Raw genomic sequence first — 13,720 nt, 5'->3', positions numbered from 1 at the left:
CACAGTTCTATTTCCGTACCACCGACGTGACCGGCTCGATCGAGCTGCCAGCGGACAAGGAAATGGTTATGCCAGGCGATAACGTGTCGATCACCGTCAAGCTGATCAACCCGATCGCGATGGAAGAGGGCCTGCGCTTCGCAATCCGCGAAGGCGGCCGTACCGTTGGTGCAGGTGTTGTCGCTAAGATCCTGAGCGAAGGTAAGTAATAGTAGTAAAGCGGGGCCCTCGGGCCCCGTCTTCCGCGCCAGGTTTCATGCCAGGCGCAATCAGCTCCTTGCCATCAGCGGCCTCACGATGGTAAAATGCTTGATTCCACTGAAGTTTTACGTAGGGACGTAGCTCAATTGGCAGAGCGTCGGTCTCCAAAACCGAAGGTTGGGGGTTCGATGCCCTCCGTCCCTGCCACCGTTCTGGTGCAGGCACCGAAAGTACAAAAAGTATGTCTAATCAATCCGTGCAAACCGTCAGCACGTCGAACGACAAGTTCAAGGTCGCGCTGGCAGTTATAGCGGCGATTGCAGGGGTCGTCGGGTTCTTTTACCTGAAAGGCCTGAATAAACCAGCTTTGATGTCCACTGGGGCACTCGTGGCTGGTTTGTTGTTTGCCGTCCTGATCCTGTGGGCGTCTGCAACCGGCCGTGAATTCCTGAGCTTCGCCAAAGAGGCAGTGCGCGAGACCAGGAAAGTGGTCTGGCCGACCCGCAAGGAAGCGACCCAGATCACCGGCATCGTGTTTGCCTTCGTGGTCGTGATGGCGATGTTCCTGTGGGGCACCGACAAGATCCTGCAATTCCTGTTATACGACGTCATCCTGGGTTGGAAATAACATGAGCGAAATTGTGCAAGATTCCGCGCCGGAAGAAGCTCCGGCGGCCGGCGCTCCCGTGAGCGTACCGGTCAGCAACAAGCGCTGGTACGTCGTGCATGCTTATTCCGGCATGGAAAAAAGCGTCATGCGCGCGCTGACCGAGCGCATCGAGCGCGCCGGCATGCAAGACAAGTTCGGCCAGATCCTGGTGCCGGTCGAAGAAGTGGTTGAAGTCAAGAATGGCCAGAAGTCGGTCACCGAGCGTCGTTTCTTCCCGGGCTATGTCCTGGTCGAGATGGAGATGACGGACGATACCTGGCACCTGGTCAAGAACACCGCGAAAGTCACCGGCTTCATCGGCGGCAAGTCGAACAAGCCGACGCCGATCCCGGCGCGCGAGATCGACAAGATCATGCAGCAAATGCAGGAAGGCGTCGAAAAGCCGCGTCCAAAAACGCTGTACGAAGTGGGCGAGCAAGTCCGCATCAAGGATGGTCCGTTCACCGACTTCAACGGCAACGTCGAGGAAGTCAACTACGAGAAGTCCAAGGTGCGCGTTTCGGTCACGATCTTCGGCCGCGCCACCCCGGTTGAACTTGAGTTCGGCCAGGTCGAAAAAGTTTAATACCCGTTAGCCGGACGGGGCCGCAAGGCATTCCGGCAAGAGGAGCCCTGCCAATGTAGTTCCGGCGGGGCGCTACTACTCATCCAAAGATAGGAGCCATCATGGCAAAGAAAATCATTGGTTTTATCAAGCTGCAAGTGCCAGCTGGTAAAGCAAACCCATCCCCACCGATCGGCCCTGCGCTGGGTCAGCGCGGCCTGAACATCATGGAATTCTGCAAGGCGTTCAACGCCCAGACCCAGGGTGTCGAGCCTGGCATGCCAATCCCTGTCGTGATCACGGCATTCGCGGACAAGTCCTTCACCTTCGTGATGAAGACCCCTCCAGCGACCTACCTGATCAAAAAAGCAGCTGGCATCACCAAAGGTTCGCCGAAGCCACATACCGACAAAGTCGGTACGCTGAGCCGCGCTCAAGCTGAAGAAATCGCAAAAACGAAACAGCCGGATCTGACCGCTGCCGACATGGATGCCGCAGTACGCATCATCGCCGGTTCCGCGCGTTCGATGGGCATCACGGTGGAGGGTATCTAATGGCTAAGCTGTCCAAACGCGTCAAGGCCATGAAGGCCAAGGTTGACCGTAACAAGTCGTACGAATTCGCCAGCGCAGTTGCGCTGATCAAGGAATTCGCAGTTGCAAAATTCAACGAGTCGATCGATGTAGCGATCCAGCTCGGCGTCGATCCTAAGAAATCGGACCAGGTTGTGCGCGGCTCCGTCGTGCTGCCAGCTGGCACCGGCAAGACCGTTCGCGTCGCTGTATTCGCTTCCGGCGAAAAGGCTGAGCAGGCTAAAGCCGCTGGTGCTGACGTTGTTGGTATGGAAGACCTGGCCGAGCGCGTCAAAGCCGGCGACATGCCTTTCGATATCGTCATCGCTTCGCCAGACACCATGCGTATCGTTGGTACCCTGGGCCAGATCCTGGGTCCACGCGGCCTGATGCCTAACCCGAAGGTCGGCACTGTTACCGCTGACGTCGCTACCGCGGTGAAAAACGCGAAAGCCGGCCAGGTTCAGTACCGTACCGACAAGGCAGGTATCATCCACGCAACGATCGGCCGCAAGTCGTTCAGCGATGCAGACCTGAAGAGCAACCTGGTTGCCCTGGTCGAAGCGCTCAACAAGGCCAAGCCAGCTACCTCGAAGGGCGTGTACCTGCGCAAGGTAGCGATCTCGTCGACGATGGGCGCCGGCGTTCGCGTCGACCACAACTCGCTGGCTGCTTAAGTTTCAGAATCAAGCCCTTATGCCAGCAATGGCGTGAGGCACATCTTTGGGCTGTCGGAGGTCCGCAAGGAGATCCGGCAGGCAATCAAAGACCGTTGGGCCAAAGGCAGCAGGCAGGCTGGAGGTTAATAAACCACCCAACGCAGATGGTGTACCCGAACAAGTTTTGTTAGTCCATGCTGCGTGAATTTATCCGCTCAGTCTGAACTTCTTAACGTCGGACGCCGTTGTTCGAACCGATGCAAAGCAATTTGTTGCGCATCATTTAAGGAGGTTGACCGTGGGTCTTAATCTGAATGACAAAAAGGCCGTCGTCGCCGAAGTTTCCGCAAAAGTAGCATCTGCGCAAACGATCGTCGTGGCCGAATATCGTGGCATCCAGGTTAGTCACTTGACTCAACTTCGTGCCAAGGCGCGTGCCCAGGGCGTATACCTGCGTGTTCTGAAGAACACGCTGGCTCGTCGCTCTGTGGAAGGTACGCAGTTTGCCAACCTGGCTGATGCAATGACCGGCCCGCTGATCTACTCGATCTCGGACGACGCAGTCGCAGCAGCTAAAGTCATCAATGACTTCGCCAAGACCAACGACAAGCTCGTGATCAAGGCAGGTAACTACGCAGGCAAGCAGCTGGATAAAGCAGCTGTTTCCGCGTTGGCAAGCATTCCTAGCCGTGAAGTCCTCATCTCGCAGCTGTTGGGCGTTATGCTGGCTCCGGTGTCGGGCTTTGCACGTGGTCTGGCTGCTCTGGCAGCACAGAAGAGCGAAGGTTCGGAAGCTGCTCCTGCAGCCGAAGAAACCGCAGCAGCTTAATCGCCGCTCGCTTCAGTCAAGTTACTAAACTAAACATACAAATTTGGAGTTTCAAATGGCAATTAGCAAAGACGACATCCTGAACGCAGTTAGCGAAATGTCCGTAATGGACCTGAACGACCTGGTTAAGGCATTCGAAGAAAAGTTCGGCGTATCGGCAGCAGCAATGGCAGCTCCAGCAGCTGGCGGCGCAGCAGCAGGCGCAGCAGTTGAAGAGCAGACCGAGTTCAACGTGATCCTGTCGGATTTCGGCGCGAACAAAGTTGGCGTGATTAAGGCAGTTCGCGAAATCACCGGCCTGGGCCTGAAGGAAGCTAAAGACCTGGTTGACGGCGCACCAAAGACCGTTAAAGAAGCCCTGTCGAAAGCTGACGCTGAAGCCGCCAAGAAGAAGCTGGAAGACGCTGGCGCGAAAGCAGAAATCAAGTAATAGCAGTATCCGGCGGCAGTTCAGCGCCACGAGTCAAAGCTTGCGCTCCTCTCCCGAAAGGGGGAGGATGCGGCTTTGGCTCTTTTGTCGTCCCTGTAACGGATGTGGCAGCGATGCCCTGGCCGTTTCGGGAAGGCAAGCAGTAAAGGTAGTAACAGTAGCAGTTTTTCCCTTTTTCCTCTGGCACGAAGTTGCGAGACTTGAGGCCTTGCATGTGACTTTAACCGTTAAACGGCGTCACTGGCAATCCCTGAATTCTCATCCTTTCTGTCACTCACGGAGTGTCCATGCACTACTCATTTACTGAGAAGAAACGCATTCGCAAGTCATTCGCGAAGCGCGCCAACGTTCACAACGTTCCATTCCTTCTGGCTACCCAGCTTGAATCCTACGAGAACTTCCTGCAAGCTGACACGATTGTGTCGTCGCGCAAGAATGACGGCCTGCAATCGGCCTTCACCTCGATCTTCCCTATCGTGTCGCACAATGGTTTTGCGCGCCTCGAGTTCCTGTCGTACGTGCTGGGCGAGCCCGCATTCGACGTCAAGGAATGCCAACAGCGTGGCCTGACCTTTGCGTCGCCGCTGCGCGCCAAGGTCCGCCTGGTGATCCTGGACAAGGAATCGCCAACCAAGCCTGTGGTCAAGGAAATGAAAGAGCAGGAAGTCTACATGGGCGAACTGCCGCTCATGACGACCACCGGCTCGTTCGTCATCAACGGTACCGAGCGCGTCATCGTGTCGCAGCTGCACCGTTCGCCTGGCGTGTTCTTCGAGCACGACCGCGGCAAGACCCACTCCTCGGGCAAGCTGCTGTTCTCGGCACGTATCATCCCTTACCGCGGCTCGTGGCTGGACTTCGAGTTCGACCCGAAAGACATCCTGTTCTTCCGCGTCGACCGCCGCCGCAAGATGCCTGTGACGATCCTGCTGAAAGCCATCGGCATGTCGCACGAGCAGATCCTCGCGAACTTCTTCGTGTTCGACAATTTCAACCTGCGCTCGGAAGGCGCGGAAATGGAATTCGTCGCCGAGCGCCTGCGTGGCGAAGTCGCGCGTTTCGACATCGTCGACAAGTCGGGCAAGACCCTGGTGCTGAAGGACAAGCGTATCAACGCCAAGCACGTGCGCGACATCGAAGCTGCCGGCATCAAGCACATCTCCGTGCCGGAAGACTACCTGCTGGGCCGCGTGCTGGCCAAGAACGTGGTCGACGCCGACACCGGCGAAGTCATCGCATCGGCCAACGACGAGCTGACCGACGACCTGCTGTCGCGCCTGCGCGAAGCGGACGTGTCCGAAATCCAGACCCTGTACACCAACGACCTGGACCAGGGCGGCTACATTTCGCAGACCCTGCGCATCGACGACACCGCCGACCAGATGGCCGCGCGCATCGCGATCTACCGCATGATGCGTCCAGGCGAGCCGCCAACCGAAGAATCGGTCGAAGCGCTGTTCAACGGCCTGTTCTACAGCCCTGAGCGCTACGACCTGTCGGCGGTCGGCCGCATGAAGTTCAACCGCCGCATCGGCCGCGACGAACTGACCGGCATGATGACTTTGTCGAACGACGACGTGCTGGCCGTGATCAAGATCCTGGTCGAGCTGCGCAATGGCCGCGGCGAAGTCGACGATATCGATCACCTGGGTAACCGCCGCGTACGTTGCGTGGGCGAACTGGCCGAAAACCAGTTCCGCGCCGGCCTCGTGCGTGTTGAGCGCGCCGTCAAGGAACGCCTCGGCCAGGCCGAAGCGGACAACCTGATGCCGCATGACCTGATCAACAGCAAGCCGATTTCGGCCGCGATCCGTGAATTCTTCGGTTCGTCCCAGCTGTCGCAGTTCATGGACCAGACCAACCCGCTGTCGGAAATCACCCACAAGCGCCGCGTTTCGGCCCTTGGCCCTGGCGGTCTGACCCGCGAACGTGCAGGCTTCGAGGTGCGCGACGTGCACCCGACCCACTACGGCCGCGTGTGCCCGATCGAAACGCCTGAAGGCCCGAACATCGGCCTGATCAACTCGCTGGCACTGTTTGCCCGCCTGAACGAATACGGCTTCCTCGAGACCCCGTACCGCAAGGTCGAGAACAGCAAGGTCACCGACAAGATCGATTACCTGTCGGCGATCGAAGAAGGCCGCTACATCATCGCGCAGGCGAACGCCGGCATCGATGGTAGCGGCACCTTGTCGGACGAGCTGGTTTCGGCCCGTGAAGCAGGCGAGACGATCCTGGTATCGCCAGAGCGCATCCAGTACATGGACGTTGCCCCGGGCCAGATCGTATCGGTCGCGGCTTCGCTGATCCCGTTCCTCGAGCACGATGACGCGAACCGCGCATTGATGGGTGCAAACATGCAGCGCCAGGCAGTACCTTGCCTGCGCCCTGAAAAAGCACTGGTCGGCACCGGTATCGAGCGCACCGTTGCGGTCGACTCGGGCACCACCGTGCAGGCACTGCGTGGCGGTGTGGTCGACTACGTCGATGCAGGCCGTGTGGTTATTCGCGTCAACGACGACGAAGCAACCGCTGGCGAAGTCGGCGTCGACATCTACAACCTGATCAAGTACACCCGTTCGAACCAGAACACCAACATCAACCAGCGTCCGATCGTCAAGGTCGGCGACCGCGTCGCCAAGCGCGACGTGATCGCCGATGGCGCATCGACCGACCTGGGCGAACTGGCACTGGGCCAGAACATGCTGGTGGCGTTCATGCCGTGGAACGGCCTGAACTTCGAAGATTCGATCCTGATCTCGGAAAACGTGGTCAAGGACGACCGCTACACCTCGATCCACATCGAAGAGCTATCGGTTGTCGCGCGCGACACCAAGCTGGGCGCGGAAGAAATCACCCGCGACATCTCGAACCTGGCTGAAAACCAGCTGGCGCGCCTGGATGAATCGGGCATCGTCTACATCGGCGCTGAAGTGCAGGCTGGCGACACGCTGGTCGGCAAGGTAACGCCGAAGGGCGAAACCCAGCTGACGCCGGAAGAGAAGCTGCTGCGCGCGATCTTCGGCGAAAAAGCGTCGGACGTCAAAGACACCTCGCTGCGCGTGCCTTCGGGCATGGTCGGCACCGTGATCGACGTCCAGGTGTTCACCCGCGAAGGCATCGTCCGCGACAAGCGCGCCCAGCAGATCATCGACGATGAACTGAAGCGCTTCCGCCTCGACCTGAACGACCAGATGCGTATCGTTGAAGGCGATGCCTTCCAGCGTCTCGAAAAGATGCTGATCGGTAAAGTCGTCAACGGCGGCCCTAAGAAGATGGCCAAGGGCGCCAAGATCACCAAGGACTACCTGGACGATCTGGACAAGTACCACTGGTTCGACATCCGTCCGTCGGAAGACGACGCTGCCACCGCCCTCGAAGCGATCAAGGAATCGATCGCCGAGAAGCGCCACCAGTTCGACCTGGCCTTCGAAGAGAAGCGCAAGAAGCTGACGCAAGGCGACGAGCTGCAGCCAGGCGTGCAGAAGATGGTCAAGGTCTACCTGGCCGTCAAGCGCCGCCTGCAGTCGGGCGACAAGATGGCGGGCCGCCACGGTAACAAGGGTGTGGTATCGCGCATCGTTCCGGTCGAAGACATGCCATTCATGGCTGACGGCACCCCGGCTGACGTCGTACTGAACCCGCTGGGCGTTCCATCGCGAATGAACGTTGGTCAGATCCTCGAAACCCACCTCGGTTGGGCAGCGAAGGGCCTGGGCCTGCGTATCGGCGAGATGATTGCCGCCAAGGCCAAGATCGACGAACTGCGCAAGTTCCTGACCCAGATCTACAACGAGACCGGCAAGCAGGAAGACCTGGACAACTTCAGCGATGAAGAGATCCTCGAGCTGGCCGGCAACCTGAAGAAGGGTGTTCCGTTCGCAACGCCAGTGTTCGACGGCGCGCACGAGTCCGAGATCCGCCGCATGCTGGACCTGGCGTATCCGGATCCGGTTGCCAAGCTGCTGGGCATGACGCCTTCGAAGAACCAGGTCACGATGTTCGACGGCCGCACCGGCGAAGCGTTCGAGCGCAAGGTTACCGTTGGCTACATGCACATGCTGAAGCTGCATCACCTGGTGGACGACAAGATGCACGCGCGTTCGACCGGTCCATACTCGCTCGTCACGCAGCAGCCACTGGGCGGTAAAGCCCAGTTCGGCGGCCAGCGCTTCGGTGAGATGGAGGTGTGGGCACTGGAAGCGTACGGCGCATCGTACGTGCTGCAGGAAATGCTGACCGTCAAGTCGGATGACGTGAATGGCCGTACCAAGGTGTACGAAAACCTGGTCAAGGGCGATCACGTCATTGAAGCAGGCATGCCGGAGTCGTTCAACGTGCTGGTGAAAGAGATCCGTTCCCTGGGTATCGACATCGACCTGGAACGCAACTAACAGCCGGCGCCGCTTTGACCCGCGACTGAAGAGTCGTCGTTCCCGCGAAAGCGGGAACCCATACTGAGCGTGAGCAGTTACTCAGCATGGGCCCCCGCTTTCGCGGGGGCGACGGATCATCCGCTAACGGTGAAAGTCGTAATATAGAAATTCAATCACCTGGAGTGATACATGAAAGCCCTGCTCGATCTATTCAAGCAAGTTCAAACCAACGAGACGTTCGACGCGATTAAAATCGGTCTGGCGTCCCCTGAGAAAATCCGTTCGTGGTCCTACGGCGAAGTCAAAAAGCCGGAAACCATCAACTACCGTACCTTCAAGCCAGAGCGCGACGGCCTGTTCTGCGCCAAGATCTTTGGCCCGATCAAGGACTACGAGTGCCTGTGCGGCAAGTACAAGCGCCTCAAGCACCGCGGCGTGATCTGCGAGAAGTGCGGCGTCGAAGTGACCCTGGCTAAAGTGCGCCGCGAGCGCATGGGCCACATCGAACTGGCGTCGCCAACCGCGCACATCTGGTTCCTGAAGTCGCTGCCGTCGCGCCTGGGCATGGTCCTGGACATGACGCTGCGCGATATCGAACGCGTGCTGTACTTCGAAGCATATGTCGTGACCGATCCAGGCATGACCCCGCTGAAGAAGTGCCAGATCATGTCGGAAGACGACTACGCCGCCAAGTACGAAGAGTACGGCGACGACTTCACCGCATTCATGGGCGCCGAAGGCATCCGTGAGCTGCTGCGCTCGATCGACATCCACCGCGATGCCGAAGCGCTGCGCGTGGAGCTGAAGGAATCGAAGTCGGAAGCGAAGATCAAGAAATACGCCAAGCGCCTGAAAGTGCTTGAGGCGTTCCAGCGTTCGGGCATCAAGCCTGACTGGATGATCATGGAAGTGCTGCCAGTACTGCCGCCGGAACTGCGCCCGCTGGTACCGCTGGACGGCGGCCGCTTTGCGACCTCCGACCTGAACGACCTGTATCGCCGCGTCATCAACCGTAATAACCGCCTGAAGCGCCTGATGGAACTGCGCGCTCCGGAAATCATTACCCGTAACGAAAAGCGCATGCTGCAGGAAGCGGTCGACTCGCTGCTGGACAACGGCCGTCGCGGCAAAGCGATGACCGGCGCCAACAAGCGTCCGCTGAAGTCGCTGGCTGAAATGATCAAGGGTAAGGGCGGCCGTTTCCGTCAGAACTTGCTGGGCAAGCGCGTCGACTACTCGGGCCGTTCGGTCATCGTGGTCGGTCCGCAGCTCAAGCTGCACCAGTGCGGCCTGCCGAAGCTGATGGCGCTCGAACTGTTCAAGCCGTTCATCTTCAACAAGCTCGAACTGATGGGTCTGGCAACGACGATCAAGGCAGCCAAGAAGCTGGTCGAGATCCAGGAACCGGTGGTCTGGGACATCCTCGAAGACGTCATCAAAGAACACCCGGTCATGCTGAACCGTGCGCCTACGCTGCACCGTCTCGGTATCCAGGCGTTCGAGCCGGTCCTGATTGAAGGCAAGGCGATCCAGCTGCACCCACTCGTCTGCGCGGCGTTCAACGCCGACTTCGACGGTGACCAGATGGCCGTCCACGTCCCGCTGTCGATCGAAGCGCAGATGGAAGCGCGCACCTTGATGCTGGCGTCGAACAACATCCTGTTCCCGTCGAACGGCGAACCGTCGATCGTTCCTTCGCAGGATATCGTGCTGGGTCTGTACTACGCGACCCGCGAAGCGATCAACGCCAAGAACGAAGGCATGCTGTTCCCTGACGTGTCGGAAGTCATCCGTGCCTACGACAACAAGGAAGTCGAACTGACGACCCGCATCACCGTGCGTATCGTCGAGTTCCCGAAGAACGCCGAAACCGAAGAGTTCGAGCGCACCGTCACGCGCTACGAAACCACGGTCGGCCGTGCGATCCTGTCCGAAATCCTGCCGAAGGGCCTGCCGTTCTCCGTACTGAACCGCGCCCTGAAGAAGAAAGAGATTTCGAAGCTGATCAACACGTCGTTCCGCAAGTGCGGCCTGCGTGCAACCGTTGTGTTCGCCGACAAGCTGATGCAGTCCGGTTTCCGCCTGGCGACGCGCGCAGGTATTTCGATCTGCGTCGACGACATGCTGGTGCCAGACCAGAAAGCCGGCCTGATCGCTTCGGCCGAATCGGAAGTCAAGCAGATCGAGCAGCAGTACGCTTCGGGCCTGGTGACTGCCGGCGAGCGTTACAACAAGGTCGTCGACATCTGGGGCAAGACCTCGGACGAAGTCGGCAAGGCCATGATGGACCAGCTGAAAGTGGAAGACGTCGTCAAGCGCGACGGCACCAAGTCGACCCAGGAATCGTTCAACGCGATTTACATGATGGCCGACTCGGGCGCGCGCGGTTCCGCTGCACAGATTCGCCAGCTGGCCGGTATGCGAGGCCTGATGGCCAAGCCGGACGGTTCGATTATCGAAACGCCGATTACCGCGAACTTCCGCGAAGGCCTGAACGTTCTGCAGTACTTCATCTCGACCCACGGTGCTCGTAAGGGCCTGGCGGATACGGCGCTGAAGACCGCGAACTCGGGTTACCTGACCCGCCGCCTGGTTGACGTTACCCAGGATCTGGTGGTGATCGAGGACGATTGCGGCACCAGCAACGGTACCGTGATGAAGGCGATGGTCGAAGGCGGTGAAGTCATCGAAGCGCTGCGCGACCGTATCCTCGGCCGTGTCAACGTCAACGACATCGTCAATCCTGAAACCCAGGAAACCGTGTTCGAAGCCGGCACCCTGCTGGACGAAGACATGGTCGAAGAAGTCGAGCGCCTGTCGATCGACGAAGTCAAGGTTCGCACCCCGCTCACTTGCGACACGCGCTTCGGCCTGTGCGCCATGTGCTACGGCCGTGACCTCGGCCGCGGCAGTATGGTCAACGCCGGCGAAGCAGTCGGTGTTGTGGCAGCGCAGTCGATTGGTGAGCCAGGTACCCAGCTGACCATGCGTACCTTCCACATCGGCGGTGCGGCATCGCGCGCAGCGGTGGCGTCGTCGGTGGAAGCCAAGTCGAACGGTACCATCCGTTTCTCGGCAACCATGCGTTACGTCACCAACGGCAAGGGCGCCCAGATCGTCATTTCGCGTTCCGGCGAAGTGCTGATCACGGACGACCACGGCCGCGAGCGCGAGCGTCACAAGGTGCCGTACGGCGCGACCCTGAACGTCAAGGACGGCATGGTCATCAAGGCCGGCCTGGCGCTGGCGACCTGGGATCCGCTGACCCGTCCGATCATTACGGAATACGCGGGTACCGTGCGCTTCGAGAACGTCGAAGAAGGCGTCACCGTTGCCCGTCAGGTCGATGACGTCACCGGCCTGTCGACCCTGGTTGCAATCGATGCCAAGCGTCGTGGTTCGGTCGGCAAGACCCTGCGTCCGCAGGTCAAGCTGCTGAACGACGTCAACGAAGAAGTCAAGATCGCAGGCACCGAGCACTCGGTAGCGATCGGCTTCCAGGTTGGCGCGCTGATCATGGTCAAGGATGGCCAGTCGGTGTCGGTTGGTGAAGTGCTGGCGCGTATCCCGACTGAATCGCAGAAAACGCGAGACATTACCGGTGGTCTGCCACGCGTCGCCGAGCTGTTCGAAGCACGTTCGCCGAAGGATGCGGGCATGCTGGCTGAAGTGACCGGTACCGTCGCATTCGGTAAGGAAACCAAGGGCAAGCAGCGTCTGGAAATCACGGACATGGACGGCAACAAGCACGAGTTCCTGATTACCAAGGACAAGCAAGTGCTGGTCCACGACGGCCAGGTAGTGAACAAGGGCGAGATGATCGTGGACGGCCCGGCCGATCCGCAAGACATCCTGCGCCTGCTGGGTATCGAAGCGCTGGCGCGTTACATCGTTGACGAAGTGCAGGACGTGTACCGTCTGCAGGGCGTGAAGATTAACGACAAGCACATCGAAGTGATCGTGCGCCAGATGTTGCGCCGTGTTGCGATCGTCGAAGCTGGCGATACCGACTACATCGTCGGCGAGCAGGTTGAGCGTTCGGAACTGCTGGACGAAAACGACAAGATGAACGCCGTTGGCAAGATCCCTGCAACGTACGAAAACGTACTGCTGGGTATTACCAAGGCATCGCTGTCGACCGACTCCTTCATCTCGGCTGCATCGTTCCAGGAGACCACCCGTGTCCTGACCGAAGCGGCGATCATGGGCAAGCGCGACGGTCTGCGCGGCCTGAAGGAAAACGTCATCGTCGGCCGCCTGATTCCTGGCGGTACCGGCCTGGCCTTCCACCGCGCACGCAAAGAGAAGGAAGCGTGGGAAGTGGAAGAGCGCAAGGCGCTGCTGGATGCCGAAAAGGCAGCCATGTCGAGCGAACTGCAGGCGATCGAAGATACCGCCAACGCAGCACAGCACCACGGCGATACCGAGTAATCGGTTTTACGCTGACAAGACGGCACCTTCGGGTGCCGTTTTTTTTCGGGCCGCCACATTTGGCTTTGATCACTGCCAGATGCCTTTCTCGGGCAATTCAGCATCGCGCTTACATTATTACGCGATCGTCCCAACGTCGGTTCCCGCCGATTCGCTCATCTTTTCCCCGATATCGATTTTCGTCCGCCGTTTCTGAAGCGAATTCAACGAAATCCGTAAGCGGTATAAGATTGTCGTTCAATTATTTCGAAGGAGGAATCGATGACTCATCGACTGACGTACCTGTGCGCCGGCCTGCTGTTGGCGGCAAGCGCATCGGCGAGTGCCTCGCCCGATATGACGGTAACGCTGAACGTTCTTTCCGAATCCGGCCCCGGAGCGAGTGTGGGAACCGTCACCATCAGCGATAGCAAGCACGGCGTCGTTTTCACGCCATCGCTGAAAGGCATTGCGCCGGGCGTTCATGGATTCCACGTACACGAAAACGGTAGCTGCGCAACGGCTGAGAAAGACGGTAAGCCGGTGGCTGGCCAGGCCGCCGGCGGACACTACGACCCAGCAAAGACGGGCAAGCACGGCACGCCTTGGGGCGACGGTCATCGTGGCGACCTTCCCGCCATGTTCGTCGATGCGCAGGGCGAGGCGTCCAACCCGGTGTTGGCGCCGCGTCTGAAGATGTCGGATCTGAAGGGAAAAGCGTTGATGGTTCATGCCGGCGGCGATAACCACGCGGATCATCCTGCTCCGTTAGGCGGTGGCGGGGCGCGCATTGCATGCGGCGTGATTAAATAGCGGCGCTCGCACGAAGGTGGGTTACAAGTTCTGACCGCGCTGGCGCGCAATGCTCGGTTGCGCAACGACGGCGGAATGCGCTTCGCTTTTCCATATATGGACTCCTCCGATATTGCAACATCAATTTCGGTTTTGGCTGTTAGGTGCAACTGCTTCCGTATATCCGGCCTCGTTGTGAGCACCGTCGCGCTCGGGCCATAATGGATTCTGCGCGCT

Annotated in this window: 10 protein-coding genes and 1 tRNA gene; all 11 read left to right on the top strand. The window is 59.1% G+C overall.

Translation table 11 applies throughout. The annotated features are described in order from the left end of the window. A partial coding sequence (locus HHL21_RS21200; protein WP_502570571.1) for an EF-Tu C-terminal domain-related protein occupies positions 1–209 on the top strand: 209 nt, incomplete at its 5' end. Between the two features lie 123 nt (positions 210–332). Continuing rightward, a tRNA-Trp gene (locus HHL21_RS21195) sits at positions 333–408 on the top strand. Positions 409–442: 34 nt separating this feature from the next. Further along, positions 443–829: a preprotein translocase subunit SecE gene (secE, locus tag HHL21_RS21190; protein ID WP_169469646.1), complete on the top strand. Its 387-nt coding sequence runs from the start codon at positions 443–445 to the stop codon at positions 827–829. Position 830: 1 nt separating this feature from the next. After that, complete coding sequence (gene nusG, locus HHL21_RS21185) at positions 831–1,436, top strand: transcription termination/antitermination protein NusG (RefSeq protein WP_169469644.1); 606 nt, start codon at positions 831–833, stop codon at positions 1,434–1,436. Between the two features lie 101 nt (positions 1,437–1,537). After that, positions 1,538–1,969, top strand: coding sequence for a 50S ribosomal protein L11 (gene rplK / locus HHL21_RS21180; RefSeq protein WP_131424680.1), 432 nt, complete (start codon positions 1,538–1,540; stop codon positions 1,967–1,969). Then, a complete protein-coding gene (gene rplA / locus HHL21_RS21175) occupies positions 1,969–2,664 on the top strand; it encodes a 50S ribosomal protein L1 (protein ID WP_169469642.1) in 696 nt (231 codons plus the stop codon). The genes rplK and rplA overlap by 1 nt, the downstream gene beginning before the upstream one ends. A 280-nt stretch (positions 2,665–2,944) precedes the next feature. After that, entirely contained in the window at positions 2,945–3,475 is a 531-nt protein-coding gene (gene rplJ / locus HHL21_RS21170; protein ID WP_169469640.1) for a 50S ribosomal protein L10, read from the top strand. Positions 3,476–3,530: 55 nt separating this feature from the next. Continuing rightward, positions 3,531–3,905 (top strand): 50S ribosomal protein L7/L12, encoded by a 375-nt coding sequence (rplL, locus tag HHL21_RS21165; RefSeq protein WP_169469638.1) that lies wholly within the window; start codon positions 3,531–3,533, stop codon positions 3,903–3,905. Positions 3,906–4,192: 287 nt separating this feature from the next. Next, the gene (gene rpoB / locus HHL21_RS21160) at positions 4,193–8,299 is read left to right on the top strand and encodes a DNA-directed RNA polymerase subunit beta (protein WP_169469636.1); all 4,107 of its coding nucleotides are present in this window, start codon (positions 4,193–4,195) and stop codon (positions 8,297–8,299) included. 171 nt (positions 8,300–8,470) lie between these two features. Continuing rightward, positions 8,471–12,712 (top strand): DNA-directed RNA polymerase subunit beta', encoded by a 4,242-nt coding sequence (gene rpoC, locus HHL21_RS21155; protein WP_169469634.1) that lies wholly within the window; start codon positions 8,471–8,473, stop codon positions 12,710–12,712. Between the two features lie 261 nt (positions 12,713–12,973). Then, entirely contained in the window at positions 12,974–13,504 is a 531-nt protein-coding gene (gene sodC / locus HHL21_RS21150) for a superoxide dismutase family protein (RefSeq protein ID WP_169469632.1), read from the top strand. Positions 13,505–13,720 lie beyond the last annotated feature (216 nt).

The organism is Massilia polaris (genome assembly GCF_012927275.1).
Lineage (GTDB): Bacteria > Pseudomonadota > Gammaproteobacteria > Burkholderiales > Burkholderiaceae_D > Telluria_A > Telluria_A polaris.
The sequence above is the reverse complement of the archived record's forward strand: the minus strand, read 5'-3'. Positions and strand labels throughout refer to the sequence as shown.

Excerpts from the sequence above, each read along its gene's own strand:
- secE (WP_169469646.1), top strand. The coding sequence starts at position 443 with ATGTCTAATCAATCCGTGCAAACCGTCAGCACGTCGAACGACAAGTTC.
- nusG (WP_169469644.1), top strand. The coding sequence starts at position 831 with ATGAGCGAAATTGTGCAAGATTCCGCGCCGGAAGAAGCTCCGGCGGCC.
- rplK (WP_131424680.1), top strand. The coding sequence starts at position 1,538 with ATGGCAAAGAAAATCATTGGTTTTATCAAGCTGCAAGTGCCAGCTGGT.
- rplA (WP_169469642.1), top strand. The coding sequence starts at position 1,969 with ATGGCTAAGCTGTCCAAACGCGTCAAGGCCATGAAGGCCAAGGTTGAC.
- rplL (WP_169469638.1), top strand. The coding sequence starts at position 3,531 with ATGGCAATTAGCAAAGACGACATCCTGAACGCAGTTAGCGAAATGTCC.
- rpoB (WP_169469636.1), top strand. The coding sequence starts at position 4,193 with ATGCACTACTCATTTACTGAGAAGAAACGCATTCGCAAGTCATTCGCG.
- rpoC (WP_169469634.1), top strand. The coding sequence starts at position 8,471 with ATGAAAGCCCTGCTCGATCTATTCAAGCAAGTTCAAACCAACGAGACG.
- sodC (WP_169469632.1), top strand. The coding sequence starts at position 12,974 with ATGACTCATCGACTGACGTACCTGTGCGCCGGCCTGCTGTTGGCGGCA.